Annotated in this window: 14 protein-coding genes; 11 read left to right on the top strand and 3 right to left on the bottom strand. The window is 64.8% G+C overall.

Annotated elements, in window-relative coordinates; genetic code table 11:
* Nucleotides 1-59 precede the first annotated feature (59 nt).
* The gene (locus GRB96_RS11160; protein WP_161432210.1) at nt 60-1,517 is read right to left on the bottom strand and encodes an SLC13 family permease; all 1,458 of its coding nucleotides are present in this window, start codon (nt 1,515-1,517) and stop codon (nt 60-62) included.
* A 209-nt stretch (nt 1,518-1,726) separates the two neighbouring features.
* Between GRB96_RS11160 and GRB96_RS11155 the strand changes: the two genes are divergently transcribed.
* The 9 genes from GRB96_RS11155 to ihfA all read left to right on the top strand — a co-directional run bounded on the left by GRB96_RS11155 (nt 1,727) and on the right by ihfA (nt 10,526).
* Nucleotides 1,727-2,194, top strand: coding sequence for a DUF2489 domain-containing protein (locus tag GRB96_RS11155; RefSeq protein WP_161432209.1), 468 nt, complete (start codon nt 1,727-1,729; stop codon nt 2,192-2,194).
* Nucleotides 2,195-2,457: 263 nt separating this feature from the next.
* Nucleotides 2,458-3,108: an OmpA family protein gene (locus GRB96_RS11150; RefSeq protein ID WP_161432208.1), complete on the top strand. Its 651-nt coding sequence runs from the start codon at nt 2,458-2,460 to the stop codon at nt 3,106-3,108.
* Nucleotides 3,109-3,395: 287 nt separating this feature from the next.
* Entirely contained in the window at nt 3,396-5,315 is a 1,920-nt protein-coding gene (gene thrS, locus GRB96_RS11145; RefSeq protein WP_161432207.1) for a threonine--tRNA ligase, read from the top strand.
* An 11-nt stretch (nt 5,316-5,326) separates the two neighbouring features.
* Nucleotides 5,327-5,869: a translation initiation factor IF-3 gene (gene infC, locus GRB96_RS11140; RefSeq protein WP_282040319.1), complete on the top strand. Its 543-nt coding sequence runs from the start codon at nt 5,327-5,329 to the stop codon at nt 5,867-5,869.
* A gap of 114 nt (nt 5,870-5,983) precedes the next feature.
* Nucleotides 5,984-6,178: a 50S ribosomal protein L35 gene (gene rpmI, locus GRB96_RS11135; RefSeq protein WP_089725334.1), complete on the top strand. Its 195-nt coding sequence runs from the start codon at nt 5,984-5,986 to the stop codon at nt 6,176-6,178.
* A gap of 35 nt (nt 6,179-6,213) precedes the next feature.
* Nucleotides 6,214-6,567 (top strand): 50S ribosomal protein L20, encoded by a 354-nt coding sequence (gene rplT, locus GRB96_RS11130; RefSeq protein WP_013332273.1) that lies wholly within the window; start codon nt 6,214-6,216, stop codon nt 6,565-6,567.
* Between the two features lie 126 nt (nt 6,568-6,693).
* Nucleotides 6,694-7,713: a phenylalanine--tRNA ligase subunit alpha gene (pheS, locus tag GRB96_RS11125; protein ID WP_161432205.1), complete on the top strand. Its 1,020-nt coding sequence runs from the start codon at nt 6,694-6,696 to the stop codon at nt 7,711-7,713.
* A 40-nt stretch (nt 7,714-7,753) separates the two neighbouring features.
* The gene (pheT, locus tag GRB96_RS11120) at nt 7,754-10,135 is read left to right on the top strand and encodes a phenylalanine--tRNA ligase subunit beta (RefSeq protein ID WP_161432204.1); all 2,382 of its coding nucleotides are present in this window, start codon (nt 7,754-7,756) and stop codon (nt 10,133-10,135) included.
* Nucleotides 10,136-10,223: 88 nt separating this feature from the next.
* Nucleotides 10,224-10,526: an integration host factor subunit alpha gene (gene ihfA, locus GRB96_RS11115; protein ID WP_132041108.1), complete on the top strand. Its 303-nt coding sequence runs from the start codon at nt 10,224-10,226 to the stop codon at nt 10,524-10,526.
* A gap of 80 nt (nt 10,527-10,606) precedes the next feature.
* Here ihfA and GRB96_RS11110 read toward each other — a convergent pair whose 3' ends face one another.
* Nucleotides 10,607-10,816, bottom strand: a complete 210-nt coding sequence (locus GRB96_RS11110) for a DUF2788 domain-containing protein (RefSeq protein WP_161432203.1) — start codon at nt 10,814-10,816, stop codon at nt 10,607-10,609.
* Nucleotides 10,817-11,007: 191 nt separating this feature from the next.
* Here GRB96_RS11110 and GRB96_RS11105 point away from each other — a divergent pair, with 191 nt between their 5' ends.
* Together GRB96_RS11105 and GRB96_RS11100 are read left to right on the top strand one after the other, a co-directional pair.
* Complete coding sequence (locus tag GRB96_RS11105) at nt 11,008-11,472, top strand: flavodoxin domain-containing protein (RefSeq protein ID WP_161432202.1); 465 nt, start codon at nt 11,008-11,010, stop codon at nt 11,470-11,472.
* Nucleotide 11,473: 1 nt separating this feature from the next.
* Nucleotides 11,474-11,839, top strand: coding sequence for a hypothetical protein (locus GRB96_RS11100; RefSeq protein ID WP_161432201.1), 366 nt, complete (start codon nt 11,474-11,476; stop codon nt 11,837-11,839).
* Nucleotides 11,840-11,920: 81 nt separating this feature from the next.
* On the opposite strand, the gene ppnN is transcribed toward GRB96_RS11100, so the two are convergent.
* Nucleotides 11,921-13,282 carry a nucleotide 5'-monophosphate nucleosidase PpnN gene (ppnN, locus tag GRB96_RS11095; protein WP_161432200.1) on the bottom strand — a complete coding sequence of 454 codons (1,362 nt, stop codon included), beginning with the start codon at nt 13,280-13,282 and terminating at the stop codon, nt 11,921-11,923.
* Between the last annotated feature and the right edge of the window lie 4 nt (nt 13,283-13,286).

Raw genomic sequence — 13,286 nt, 5'->3', positions numbered from 1 at the left:
TAGCGACAACGACACGGGCCCGGCATCTGCCGGGCCCGTGTCGTTGGCAGGGAGAGAGATCACCAGAAGAGCTGGATCAGCCCGTAGGCCATCAGGGTCACCAGCACGCTGCTGATCAGGTTCAAGGCGAAGCCGGCCCGGATCATCGACTGGATCTTCATATGGCCGGTACCGAAGACGATGGCGTTGGGTGGCGTTGCCACCGGCATCATGAAGGCACAGCTGGCGGCGATGGCCGCCGGCACCGTGATCAGCAGCGGAGAGATATCCAGCGACAGCGCCAGGGCGCCCAGCAGTGGCAGGAAGGCCGCGGCGGTGGCGGTGTTGGAGGTCACCTCGGTCAGGAAGATGATGACCAGGACCACGATGCCGATCATGGCCAGCAGCGGCAGGGTACCGAAGATCCCCAGCTGGTTGGCGATCCATTCCGCCAGCCCGGTGCGGGTGATGGTGCCGGCCAGGGCGAGGCCACCACCGAACAGCAGCAGGATGCCCCAGGGGACCTTCTGGGCATCGCCCCAGACCAGCAGTCGCTCACCGGGCCGTGCCCCGCTGGGAGTCAGGAAGAGGGCGATGCCGGCGGCGATGGCGATGCCGGTGTCGGTGAGCCAGGACAGGCCGGCGTCATTGAGCAGCGGGCGGGCCACCCACGCCAGCGCGGCGAGGGTGAAGAGCATGGCCACCCGGCGCTCCGCGGTCGACATGCGACCGAGCCTTTTCAGCTCGTCGTCGATCATATCGGCGCTCTGGTCGGCCGCATTGAGCGCGAAGCCGCGCCGGGTCAGCCACCACCAGGCCGCCGTCATCATAGCGATGCTGATCGGCAGGCCAACTACCATCCACTGGGCGAAGCCCAGGTCGATGCCACGATCCTCGGCCAGGTAGCCGGCGAGCAGGGCGTTGGGCGGCGTGCCGATCAGGGTGGCCACGCCACCGATGCTGGCCGAGTAGGCGATGGCCAGCAGCAGGGCGGTGGCGTAGCGCCTGAGCTCCTCGGGATCGCTGTCGCCGAGCAGGCTTATCACCGACATGCCGATGGGCAACATCATGATCGCCGTGGCGGTATTGGAGACCCACATGCTGAGGAAGCCGGTAGCGAGCATGAAACCGGCGATCTGCCGCCGCGGCTGGTGCCCCACCAGCTTCAGCACGTGCAGGGCGAGGCGGCGGTGCAGCTCCCAGCGTTGCATGGCGATGCCGAGCAGGAAGCCGCCCAGGAACAGGTAGATGATCGGATTGGCATAGCTGCCGGTGGCCTCGCCCATGCTGCCCAGCCCCAGGGCGGGCACCAGTACCATGGGCAGCAGCGAGGTGGCGGGAATCGGTATGGCCTCGGTGGACCACCAGGTGGCCATCAGCAGCGCCATACCGACACAGGCCCACGCCGCCGGTGACATTTCCGCCGGTGGCGGCAACAGCAGGGTGGCCAGCAGCAGAAGAGGACCGAGCCACAGGCCGATCCTGGCGGCGGTAGAAGGCGGCGCTGGCGCGCCTGCGGGAGTGGGGGACTCAGACATGCCAGTCTCCATTGGTTGGCGGGATGCATGAAACACTAGGTGATCGCATCATACTTAAGTATGCAGCCACACGTCAGCGTCCTGTGCCGGTGGCATCATGCCTGAAACCCTCGGCGGCTACCGGGGTGTCGTCGCGGTGACGTTGGGGTGGCGGCGCGCAAGCGGGTAGAATCGTCAGTCCATTTCTCGTGATACCACGGTGATCCCCGATGAGTACCACCACTGCCCTTATCCTCTCCGGCCTTGCTCTGGTGATCATCGCCGGACTTGGCGCCTATGCCTTTACCCTGTGGCGTGAAGTTCGCCGGCGCCGGGCGAGTCAGCAGGAGGAGATGAAGCGCGCCCACGATAACTGCCTGGAGAACCTCGAGCTGGTGGCCTCGGCGCTGCTCCAGGAGCAAGTCGATATCACTGAAGGGGCGTGGCGCTGCAAGGTGCTGCTGGAGATCCTCGATTCGCGCCTGCTGGAACGCGAGAGTTTCCGCCCCTTCGGCGACGTGCATGCCCTTACCCGGCACCTGCATACCCATGAGGCGCGTCAGGCGCTCAGCCCCAAGGAGCGCTTCAAGGAGGACAAGGAGCGCTTCGCGGTCGAGGAGGAGCATCGCCATGCCGTACTCGAGGCTGCCAGGGCGGCGCTGGCCTTCCGGCGCGACTGGCCGGCGAGCCTGCATTGAGAATATGCTTCGACAAACTGTTTTATCGAACACTGTGCGCATTCGCCACAAGTCTGCTAATCTAGCCATATGCGATTGAAAGATCTGTCGGGCTACTGCAAGCTTGGCAGCGTGTCGAGACCAGTGAACGTTTTCGAGAGGTTACTGTGTCGCGGCATGGATGTTGCGACGTAGAGCGCAACATCCGATCGTCGGGATCATCTGGGAAGGCGGTAAGCTGTTGCCTGCCCTGGAGCGATAAAAGAAAAGAGAAGGAGTTTCATATGAAGAAGTCCACGACTGGCTTGCTGCTCGGTTCTGCTCTGGTGGTCGGTCTCTCCGGCTGTGCCACTTCCAACACGACGTCCTCTGTCGACAAGCCCTGGTACCAGCACCCGATGGTGTGTGGCCTGGCCGGCGGTGTGATCGGTGGTGGTATCGGTTATGCCACCAGCAGTGAATCCGATGAGGACACTGGTGCTGCCATCGGCGGTACTGCGGGTGCCACCATCGGTGCCATGCTGTGTGCTGACTCACCGGAGCCGGTAGCCGAGCCCGAGCCGATGCCCGAGCCGGAGCCGGAGCCCGAGCCCTTCGAGCCGGTGACCCTGTCCAGCGACGTCACCTTCGCCTTCGACTCCGCAGAGCTGCGCCCCGGTGCCGCCTCCGAGCTGAACCAGGTGGCCAGCACCCTCAACAACAACCCCGAGGTTCGCGTGACCATCGCCGGTCACACCGACGCCGTGGGTTCCAACGAGTACAACCTGGGCCTCTCCCAGGATCGTGCCGATTCCGTGGCCAGCTACCTGATGAGCCAGGGCGTTGCCGGTAATCGCATGCGCACCGTGGGTTATGGCGAAGAGCGTCCGGTCGCTACCAACGAGACCGACGCAGGTCGTGCCATGAACCGTCGCGTCGAGATCATGAGCCAGTAAGTTCGGCTCAATCTCAAGCGAACTCCTTGAGTTCGCGAGGCAGGGGCGCCTTCGGGCGCCCCTGATTCGTCTGGGTCGGTGCGCCTGGCTTGCTGCGCCTGGACTGTGGCGCCCGACCTGGCGCTTTGCTATCGTAGCGCGTCATCCGGCACGGGCCGACACCGTCTCGCCTGGCGTTCGACGCCGCCGGCGATGGTCGGTCTCCGGGTGACACTACGCTTCCATTCTTCGTTCACTGCGACATGTGGTCTTTCGTATGGGCCACCACTGCGCGAAAGGACCCCTGCATGCCCATCGTGACCCTGCCCGACGGCAGCCAGAGACGCTTCGACGAACCGCTTACCGTGATGCAGCTGGCCGAGGATATCGGCCCCGGACTCGCCAAGGCCTGCGTAGCCGGCAAGATCAATGGTGTGCCGGTCGATGCGGCCGACATCATCGAGCATGACGCCGAGGTGGCCATCCTCACTGCCAAGGATCCCGAAGGCCTGGAGGTGGTACGCCACTCCTGTGCCCACCTGATCGGCCATGCCGTCAAGCAGCTCTATCCCGAGGCGAAGATGGCCATCGGCCCGGTCATCGAGGATGGCTTCTACTACGATATCGACTTCGGCCGATCGGCGACCCCCGAGGATCTGGAAGCCATCGAGAAGCGCATGAAGGAGCTGATCGACAAGGGCTATGACGTGGTCCGCGAGTACGTCGACCGTGACAAGGCGATGCTCACCTTCCTGCATCGCGATGAGCCCTACAAGCAGGAGATCGTCCGCGAGATACCGGAAGGCGAGAGTATCCGCCTCTATCATCACGAAGAGTATATCGACATGTGCCGGGGCCCCCACGTGCCCAATACCCGGCACCTGAAGGCGTTCAAGCTGACCAAGCTGGCTGGCGCCTACTGGCGCGGCGACGCCGAGAAACCGATGCTGACCCGCATCTACGGCACCGCCTGGCCTGACAAGAAGCAGCTCAAGGCCTACCTCAAGCGTCTCGAGGAGGCGGAGAAGCGTGACCACCGCAAGCTGGCGCGCAAGATGGACCTCTTCCACCTTCAGGAGGAGGCGCCGGGCATGGTGTTCTGGCACCCCAATGGCTGGACCATGTACCAGGCCCTGGAGCAGTACATGCGCCGGGTTCAGATCGAGAACGGTTACCAGGAGATCAAGACACCGCAGGTGGTGGATCTCTCGCTGTGGAAGAAGTCCGGTCACTGGGGCCACTACAGCGAGCTGATGTTCACCACCGAGTCGGAGAAGCGCGACTACGCCATCAAGCCCATGAACTGCCCCTGTCACGTGCAGGTGTTCAACCAGGGGCTGAAGAGCTACCGGGACCTGCCGCTGCGCCTGGCGGAGTTCGGCAGCTGTCACCGCAACGAGCCCTCCGGCTCCCTGCACGGCCTGATGCGCGTACGCGGTTTTACCCAGGACGACGCCCATATCTTCTGCAGCGAGAAGCAGATCCAGTCCGAGGCCGAGGCGTTCATCGCCCTGACCCTCAAGGTCTACCAGGATCTCGGCTTCGACGATGTGGAGCTCAAGCTGTCGACTCGCCCCGATGACTTCATGGGCGAGCCGGCGCTGTGGGACCGTGCCGAGGCGGGCCTCGAGGCCGCCCTCGATGCCACCGGCCTCGAGTGGGAGCTGCAGCCGGGCGAGGGGGCCTTCTACGGACCCAAGATCGAGTTTTCCCTGCGCGACTGCCTCAATCGCGTCTGGCAGTGCGGCACCCTGCAGCTCGACTTCAACCTGCCCGGCCGCCTCGGCGCCCAGTTCGTCGACGAGGACGGCGCACGCAAGACACCGGTGATGCTGCACCGTGCGATACTGGGCTCCTTCGAACGCTTCCTGGGGATCCTCATCGAGCACTACGCCGGTGCCATGCCGCTGTGGCTCGCGCCACAGCAGGCGGTGATCCTCAATATCACCGATTCCCAGCGCGAATTCGTGCTGGATCTCGAGCGTCGTCTGCAGAAATTCGGCTTGCGCGTCAAGGCGGACTTGAGGAATGAGAAGATCGGCTTTAAAATCCGCGAGCATACCTTGCAGAAAGTTCCCTATCTCCTGGTGGTGGGAGATAAGGAAGTCGAAGCCGACTCGGTTGCCCTGCGTACGCGCAGCGGAGAAGACCTTGGCACCATGACGGTCGATGAACTCATGGCCCGCCTCGGTGACGAACTCGGTGAGAGACATTCGTCAATTGCCTAAGGAGACGGAACATCAAGCGTAGCAACCCAAGAGGGCGCGTCCAGGATAAGCGCCCCCCGATGAACGAGCGCATTACCGAGGATCAGGTTCGCCTGATCGACAGCGACGGTGAGCAGCTGGGCATTGTGCCCACCAGCGAGGCGCTGGAGCGTGCCGAAGCCGCCGGTATGGATCTCGTGCAGATCTCCAATGCCGATCCGATCGTCTGCAAGATCATGGATTACGGCAAGTTCGTCTTCGAGCAGAAGAAGCAGAAGGCTGCCCAGAAGAAGAAGACGAAGCAGATTCAGGTCAAGGAAGTGAAATTCCGGCCTGGCACCGACGAGGGCGACTATCAGGTCAAGATGAAGAACCTGACGCGCTTCCTCGAAGCCGGTGACAAGGGCAAGGTCACCCTGCGCTTCCGTGGTCGTGAGATGGCGCACCAGGACATCGGCCGCAAGCTGATGGAGCGGATCGCCGCCGACCTCGAAGAGCTCGGGACCGTGGAGTCCTTCCCCAAGATGGAAGGTCGCCAGATGATCATGATCATTGCCCCCAAGAAGAAGCAGTAAGCGGTACCAGCAGTACCAAAAGAAGTGATCCGATGGCCGGTCAAACGGGCGGGAGGCGTCAGCGTCTTGCGTCGGCCTCGGGTTTTCTGAAGAACCTCGAGCGGAGTTATTCTCATGCCGAAGATCAAGAGCAACAGCGGCGCTGCCAAGCGCTTCAAGAAGACGGCCAACGGCTTCAAGCACAAGCAGTCGTTCCGTAGCCACATCCTGACCAAGAAGTCCACCAAGCGTAAGCGTCAACTGCGTGGCATGAAGCAGATCCACGACGCGGACAAGGCGCTCATCCAGCGGATGCTGCCCAACCTGTAACCCTTGGTAGATTCCATTTTCGTCAGGAGTAAGCTATGACTCGTGTCAAGCGTGGCGTTGTCGCCCGTCGTCGTCACAAGAAGATTCTCAAGCAGGCCAAGGGCTACTACGGTGCCCGCAGCCGTGTCTTTCGCGTCGCCAAGCAGGCGGTCATCAAGGCCGGTCAGTATGCCTATCGCGACCGTCGTCAACGCAAGCGCCAGTTCCGCGCCCTGTGGATCCAGCGCATCAACGCCGGCGCACGCCAGCACGGCCTGTCCTACAGCCGCTTCGTTGGCGGTCTGAAGAAGGCCGGCATCGAGATTGACCGCAAGGTCCTGGCGGACCTGGCCGTCAACGAGAAGGCAGCCTTCGCTGCCATCGTCGAGAAGGCCAAGGCTGCCCAGTAAGAGATAGCGTCATTTCCGGCTGTCCGGTTTCAGCCGGAGGGCCGCAGACGTCGCAGGGGAAGAGCAGCCGCTCTTCCCCTGTTTTTTTAGCCCTGTGTTTTACGTATCGAATTCGGAGCGCAACGGATGGACCACCTTCCCAACCTGGTCACCGAGGCCCGCGAGGCGATCCAGGCCGCCGACAGCATCGCGGCCCTGGAAGAGCTGCGCGTGCGCTACCTCGGCAAGAAGGGCGAGATCACCGCGCTGCTCAAGGGGCTGGGCAAACTGCCCGCCGCCGAGCGCCCGGCCGCCGGCGAACGTATCAACGAGGCCAAGCAGGCCCTGACTGGCGAGCTCGAGTCACGCAAGGCCAGCCTCGAGAAGGCCGCCCTGGAGGCGCGCCTCGCCGCCGAGCGCCTCGACGTGACCCTGCCCGGCCGGGGGCAGCCCAGCGGTGGGCTCCACCCGGTGACTCGCACCCTGGAGCGTATCGAGGGGCTGTTCACGCGTATCGGCTATGACGTGGCGGTCGGCCCCGAGATCGAGGATGACTACCACAACTTCGAGGCCCTTAACATTCCCGCCCACCATCCGGCGCGAGGGATGGCCGATACCTTCTACTTCGATGCCACGCGGCTACTGCGCACCCACACCTCGCCGGTGCAGGTTAGGACCATGAAGGAGGGCAGGCTGCCGATCCGTATCGTGTGCCCGGGTCGCGTCTATCGCAGCGATTCGGATCTCACCCATACGCCCATGTTCCACCAGGTGGAGGGGTTGCTGGTGGATGAGGATGTGAGCTTTGCCGACCTCAAGGGCACCATCGAGGACTTCCTGCACGCCTTCTTCGAGCGTGACGATCTCTCGGTGCGCTTCCGCCCCTCCTACTTCCCCTTCACCGAGCCTTCTGCCGAGGTCGATATCCAGTGCGTGATGTGCAGCGGCGACGGCTGTCGGGTGTGCGGCCATAGTGGCTGGCTGGAGGTGATGGGCTGCGGCATGGTACATCCCGAGGTGTTCCGCCACTCCGGCATCGACAGCGAGCGCTATACCGGCTTCGCCTTCGGCATGGGGGCCGAGCGCCTGGCGATGTTGCGCTACGGGGTCAATGACCTGCGGCTGTTCTTCGACAACGACCTGCGCTTCCTGCGCCAGTTCGCCTGATCGTCCACCGGATAAGCAGAACACAGCGATAGGATTTGCCATGAAATTTTCCGAACAGTGGCTGCGCGAGTGGGTCTCGCCTCAGCTCGGAACCCAGGCCCTGGCCGACCAGATCACCATGGCCGGCCTCGAGGTGGATGCCGTGGAGCCGGTTGCCGCGGCCTTCGAGGGGGTGGTGGTGGCCGAGGTGCTGGAGAAGTCACAGCACCCGGATGCCGACAAGCTCAGCGTCTGCCGGGTCGACGACGGCAGCGGCGAGCCGGTGCAGGTGGTCTGCGGCGCGCCCAACGTGGCGGCGGGGCAGAAGGTGCCCTTCGCCCGGGTCGGTGCCGTGCTGCCCGGTGACTTCAAGATCAAGCGGGCCAAGCTGCGCGGCCAGGAGTCCCGCGGCATGATCTGCTCTGCCTCGGAGCTGGGCCTGGAGGAGGAGACCTCGCCGGGGATCCTCGAGCTGCCCGGCTCGGCGCCGGTAGGCGAGGACTTCCGCGCCTGGCTGGGGCTCGACGACCACACCATCGAGGTCGACCTCACCCCCAATCGCGGTGACTGCCTGAGCCTCAAGGGTCTGGCCCGTGAGGTCGGCGTGCTCAACCGCCTGGCGGTGACGGGGCCGGAGGTCGCCGCGGTGGCGGCTTCCCATGACGAGACCTTCCCGGTACGGGTCGAGGATGGCGAGCGCTGCCCGCGCTATATCGGACGTCTGATCAAGGGCGTCGACGTAGGTGCCGAGACGCCGCTGTGGATGGTGGAGCGCCTGCGCCGCGGCGGTGTGCGCAGCATCGACCCGGTGGTGGATGTCACCAACTACGTGATGCTCGAGCTGGGCCAGCCGCTGCACGCCTTCGACCGCGCGAACCTGAGTGGTGCGGTGATCGTGCGCCTGGCTCGAGAGGGCGAGCGGCTGGTGCTGCTTGACGGCCAGGAAGTCAGCCTGGACGACTCGACCCTGGTGATCGCCGACGAGCGTGGTCCATTGGCCATCGCCGGCGTCATGGGGGGCGAGCATTCCGGAGTCAACGAGCAAACCCGTGACATCTTCCTGGAATCGGCATTCTTTACCCCCCTGGCGGTAGCCGGCCAGGCACGCACCTATGGTCTGCACACCGATGCCTCCCATCGCTTCGAGCGCGGCGTCGACCCTCGGCTGGCCCGCGAGGCTGCCGAGCGCGCCACGGCGTTGCTGCTGGAGATCGTGGGTGGTGACGCCGGCCCCCTGGTAGAGGTGGCGAGCGAAGCTCACCTGCCGGAGGCCCGCCGCGTCGTCCTGCGCAGCGCACGCCTCGAGCAGGCGCTGGGCAAGGCGCTTGCCGGCGAAGAGGTTGGCGAGATTCTCGAACGCCTCGGCATGCAGGTCGAGACCACCGAGTCGGGGTGGCGCGTCCTGGTCCCCAGCTGGCGGTTCGATATTGCCATCGAGGAGGACCTGATCGAGGAGGTGGCCCGCATCCATGGTTACAATCGCCTCCCCGTGCGCCGTCCCCAGGCGCGACTCGGCCTGCGGCCGGATCATGAGGCACGTACACCACTGGCCAGGTTGCGCCGCCAGATGGTGGCCCGCGGCTACCAGGAAGCCGTGACCTACAGCTTCGTGGCACCTGATCTGCAGAAGACCCTGCTGCCCGAGGCGGTATCGCCGGTACTGGCCAACCCCATCTCCACGGATCTCTCGGTGATGCGGGCCAGCCTCTTTCCGGGTCTGGTGCGGGCGCTTCAGCATAACCTCAATCGTCAGCAGAGCCGGGTACGGCTGTTCGAGAGTGGCCTGGTATTCCGCGGCGAGCTCGATGATCTGGCGCAGATCCCGATGCTCGGCGCCCTGGCCTGCGGCTCCCGCGAGCCGGAAGGCTGGGCGGGCAATCGAGCACCGGTGGACTTCTTCGACCTCAAGGGCGATCTCGAGAGCCTGCTGGCCATGGGCGGCGACGCCGAGGCATGGCGCTTCGAGCCCGCCGAGCATCCCTCGCTTCACCCTGGGCAGTGTGCCCGCATCCTGCACCGTGGGGAGGAGGCCGGCTGGATCGGCACCCTGCATCCGGCAGTCCGCGCCCAGCTGGGGCTCAAGGCGGAGGCGGTACTCTTCGAGGTGCGCCTCGATGCCCTGACCCACGGCCGTGTGCCGGCCTTCATGCCGCTGTCGCGCTTTCCCGAGGTGCGCCGCGACCTGGCCTTCCTGGTCGACGAGGACCTGCCGGTGCAGGCACTGCTGGATACCCTGCGCGCGGAGGCCGGTGAATGGCTGATCGAGTGCCGGCTGTTCGACGTCTATCAGGGCAAGGGTGTGTCGGAAGGGCGCAAGAGCGTGGCCCTGGGCTTGACCTGGCAGCATCCTTCGCGCACGCTTAATGACGAGGAAATCAACAAGTTGGTCGATGCCATCGTCAACGAGTCCCGTCAGCATCTGGGTGCCGAGCTACGCGGCTAGATGTTGCGCGTCGCGGGATGAGGCTTGCGGGTATCGGCCGTCTAGCGAACCCGGGTTGGCCGGGATGGGCCAAGAGGGGAGAGTGACGATGGGCGCACTGACCAAGGCCGAGCTGGCCGAACACCTGCATGCTGAACTCGGCCTCTCCAAGCGGGAGGCCAAGTCCATGGTGGAGGCCTTCTTCGAGGAGATACGCGGCTGCCTGCGCGAGAACGAACAGGTCAAGCTGTCCGGGTTCGGTAACTTTGACCTGCGCGACAAGCGCGAGCGGCCCGGTCGCAACCCCAAGACGGGGGAGGAGATCCCCATCTCTGCCCGGCGGGTGGTGACCTTCCGCCCTGGCCAGAAGCTCAAGAGCCAGGTGGAGGGCTACCGCGGCGAGCATCACTGAACCGACCCGCCTCCGCCTGACACGCGAAAGGGCCACCCCATGGGGGTGGCCCTTTTCGTAAGCGGCGTGTGGGGTCAGGGTCAGACGGCTCCGCCGTTCTCCAGCATCCAGGTGATGACCACCTTGAGCACATATCCGAGCATGCCGGCGCCCAATACCACGAACAGCATGATGGTACCGAAGCGTCCGGCGTTGGACTTCTTCGCCAGGTCCCAGATGATGAAGCACATGAACACGATCAACCCGCCGATCATCAGCGGGGTGATCCACGCCTCGAAGGTCTGTTGCATGCTTTCTCCGCCAGAGGTTAAAAACCCACTATTCTAGTTGGTTATTCCCGCTGACTGCAGCGCGATACCTGCGACGAAATGCCACGCTCTTGATCCAGATTCAGACACGGCGAGCGTGCGGGTCGGGGTGGATGCGAGACGGTGGGGAGACATGTTATTATTCGCGTATATTTCTCAGGTAAATCCGTGACATGCCCATGCTGAAGATCTTTGTTGGCACCATGTATGGCGGCGCCCTGGACGTCGCCGAGCAGGTCAAGCCGTTGTTCGAGGAAGCCGGCTACGAGGTCGCCATCCTCGAGAACCCCACCCTGGACGATCTCGACGCCGAGACGACCGACCTGGCGCTGTTCTGCGTCTCCACCACCGGCAGTGGCGACTACCCCGGCGCCTTCGCGCCCTTCGCCAATGCCATCGGCGAGAAGAGTCCTGGCCTCGGCTGGTTGCGCTACGGGCTGATCGCCCTGGGCGACAGCTCCTATGGCGAGACCTTCTGCGGTGCTGGCCGTCAGCTCGATGAACTGCTCGCGGGGCAGGGCGCCCAGCGGCTGGGCGAGCGCCTGGAAGTCGACGCCATGGAGACCTTCATGGCCGATGATGCCGCGCTTCCCTGGGTGGAGGAGTGGATCGACGCCCAGCAGCTCAAGGTCGCCTGAGGTGGGCACGACCCCCACACCGGAGCGCCTCAGCCTGGTGCTGGGGCTAGCCGTGCTGATGTTCGCTACCATCCCCCGCTATCTGGTGGGTGGCCACGACAATCGCCTGAACCTGATCCTGCTTGCCCTGGCGGTCGTGGCCGCGGTGGCCGTGGTCCAGTGGCGCCTGCTCGAAGCCGAGGCCCGGCGGCGCCTGCCGCGGCTGGTGGGCCGCCTGGGGCTCTGCCTGGTGGCCGGCCTGGCCGGCATGGGTGCCTGGCACGCGCTAGTCACCGACTTCATCGGCTGGGAACTGCTGATCGCCCACGGCGCCACCCTGGGGCTGCTGCTGCATGCCCTGTCGCTCTGGATCAAGGCGCCGCGTTAGGCCAGCCATCAGCTACAAGCCACAAGGAGCAAGCGACAAGGAAACTCCTTGGCTTGCCCCTTGCCCCTTGCCCCTTGCCGCTCAGCCCAGCGTATAGCAGGGCTCGTACTCGCCGGAGAGCTTCATCCGTCCCTGGGCCACGAAGGAGTCGAGCAGCTCATCCAGGCGTGCCATCAGCTCGGGCTCGGCGCTGAGTCGGAAGGGGCCGTTGGCCTTGATCGCACGGATGCCGTGCTCCTTGACGTTGCCGGCGACAATCCCGGAAAAGGCGCGGCGCAGGTTGGCTGCCAGCTCATGTACTGGCTGGTCGCGATCGAGCGTCAACCCCGCCATGGCCTCGTGGGTAGGCTCGAAGGGGGCCTGGAAGGGACGGTCGATGGTCAGTCGCCAGTTGAAATAGAAGGCATCCTGGCGCGCGCGGCGATACTCGGCTACCTCGTCGATCCCCTTGCGCATGGTGCGCGCCACCTCGGTGGGGTCATCGATGATGATGCGGTAGCGGCGACGTGCCTCGTCGCCGAGGGTATAGGCCAGGAACTCGTCGATGCGCTCGAAATACGCCGCACTGCTGGCCGGGCCGGTGAAGATCACCGGCAGGGCCATGTCGGCGTTGTCCGGGTGCAACAGGATCCCCAGCAGGTAAAGGATCTCCTCGGCGGTGCCCACGCCGCCGGGGAAGACGATGATACCGTGGCCGAGGCGCACGAAGGCCTCCAGGCGCTTCTCGATATCCGGCATCACCACCAGCTCGTTGACGATGGGGTTGGGTGCCTCGGCGGCGATGATGCCGGGCTCCGAGACCCCCAGGTAGCGGCCCTGATGGCGGCGCTGCTTGGCATGGGCGACGTTGGCCCCCTTCATCGGCCCCTTCATGGCACCGGGGCCGCAACCGGTGCAGATGTCCAGTTCGCGCAGCCCCAGGTGGTAGCCCACGTCCTTGCTGTAGTCGTACTCCTCCCGGGAGATGGAGTGGCCACCCCAGCACACCACCAGGCTGGGGTCGACACCCGGTTTCAAAGTGCCGGCCTTGCGCAGGATATGGAACACCGCATTAGTGGTGCCCTCGCCGGTGGTCAGGTCGAAGCGCTGGTGGCCCTGGATCTCGTTGTAGACGTAGACGATATCGCGCAGCACCGCGGAGAGATGCTCGCGGATGCCGCGGATCATCTTGCCGTCGACGAAGGCCTCGGCCGGGGCGTTGGTGAGCTTCAGGCGGATGCCGCGGTCCTGGGGCACTACCTCGATATCGAAGTCGGCATAGGCTTCCATCAGCGCCAGGCCGTCGTCGGTGGGTGAGCCGCAGTTGAGCACCGCCAGGGCGCAACAGCGCAGCAGGTCGTGCAGGCCGGCCCGAGAGGTGTCGTGAAGGCGCGCGACCTCGTGCTGGGAGAGGATCTCGAGGCTGCCTTCCGGCGAGATGGTGCTGGAGATGGTGTCGGGCATGCTG

The sequence above is a fragment of the Halomonas alimentaria genome, assembly GCF_009902005.1.
In the GTDB taxonomy this organism is placed as follows: domain Bacteria; phylum Pseudomonadota; class Gammaproteobacteria; order Pseudomonadales; family Halomonadaceae; genus Halomonas; species Halomonas alimentaria.
The sequence above is the reverse complement of the archived record's forward strand: the minus strand, read 5'-3'. Positions and strand labels throughout refer to the sequence as shown.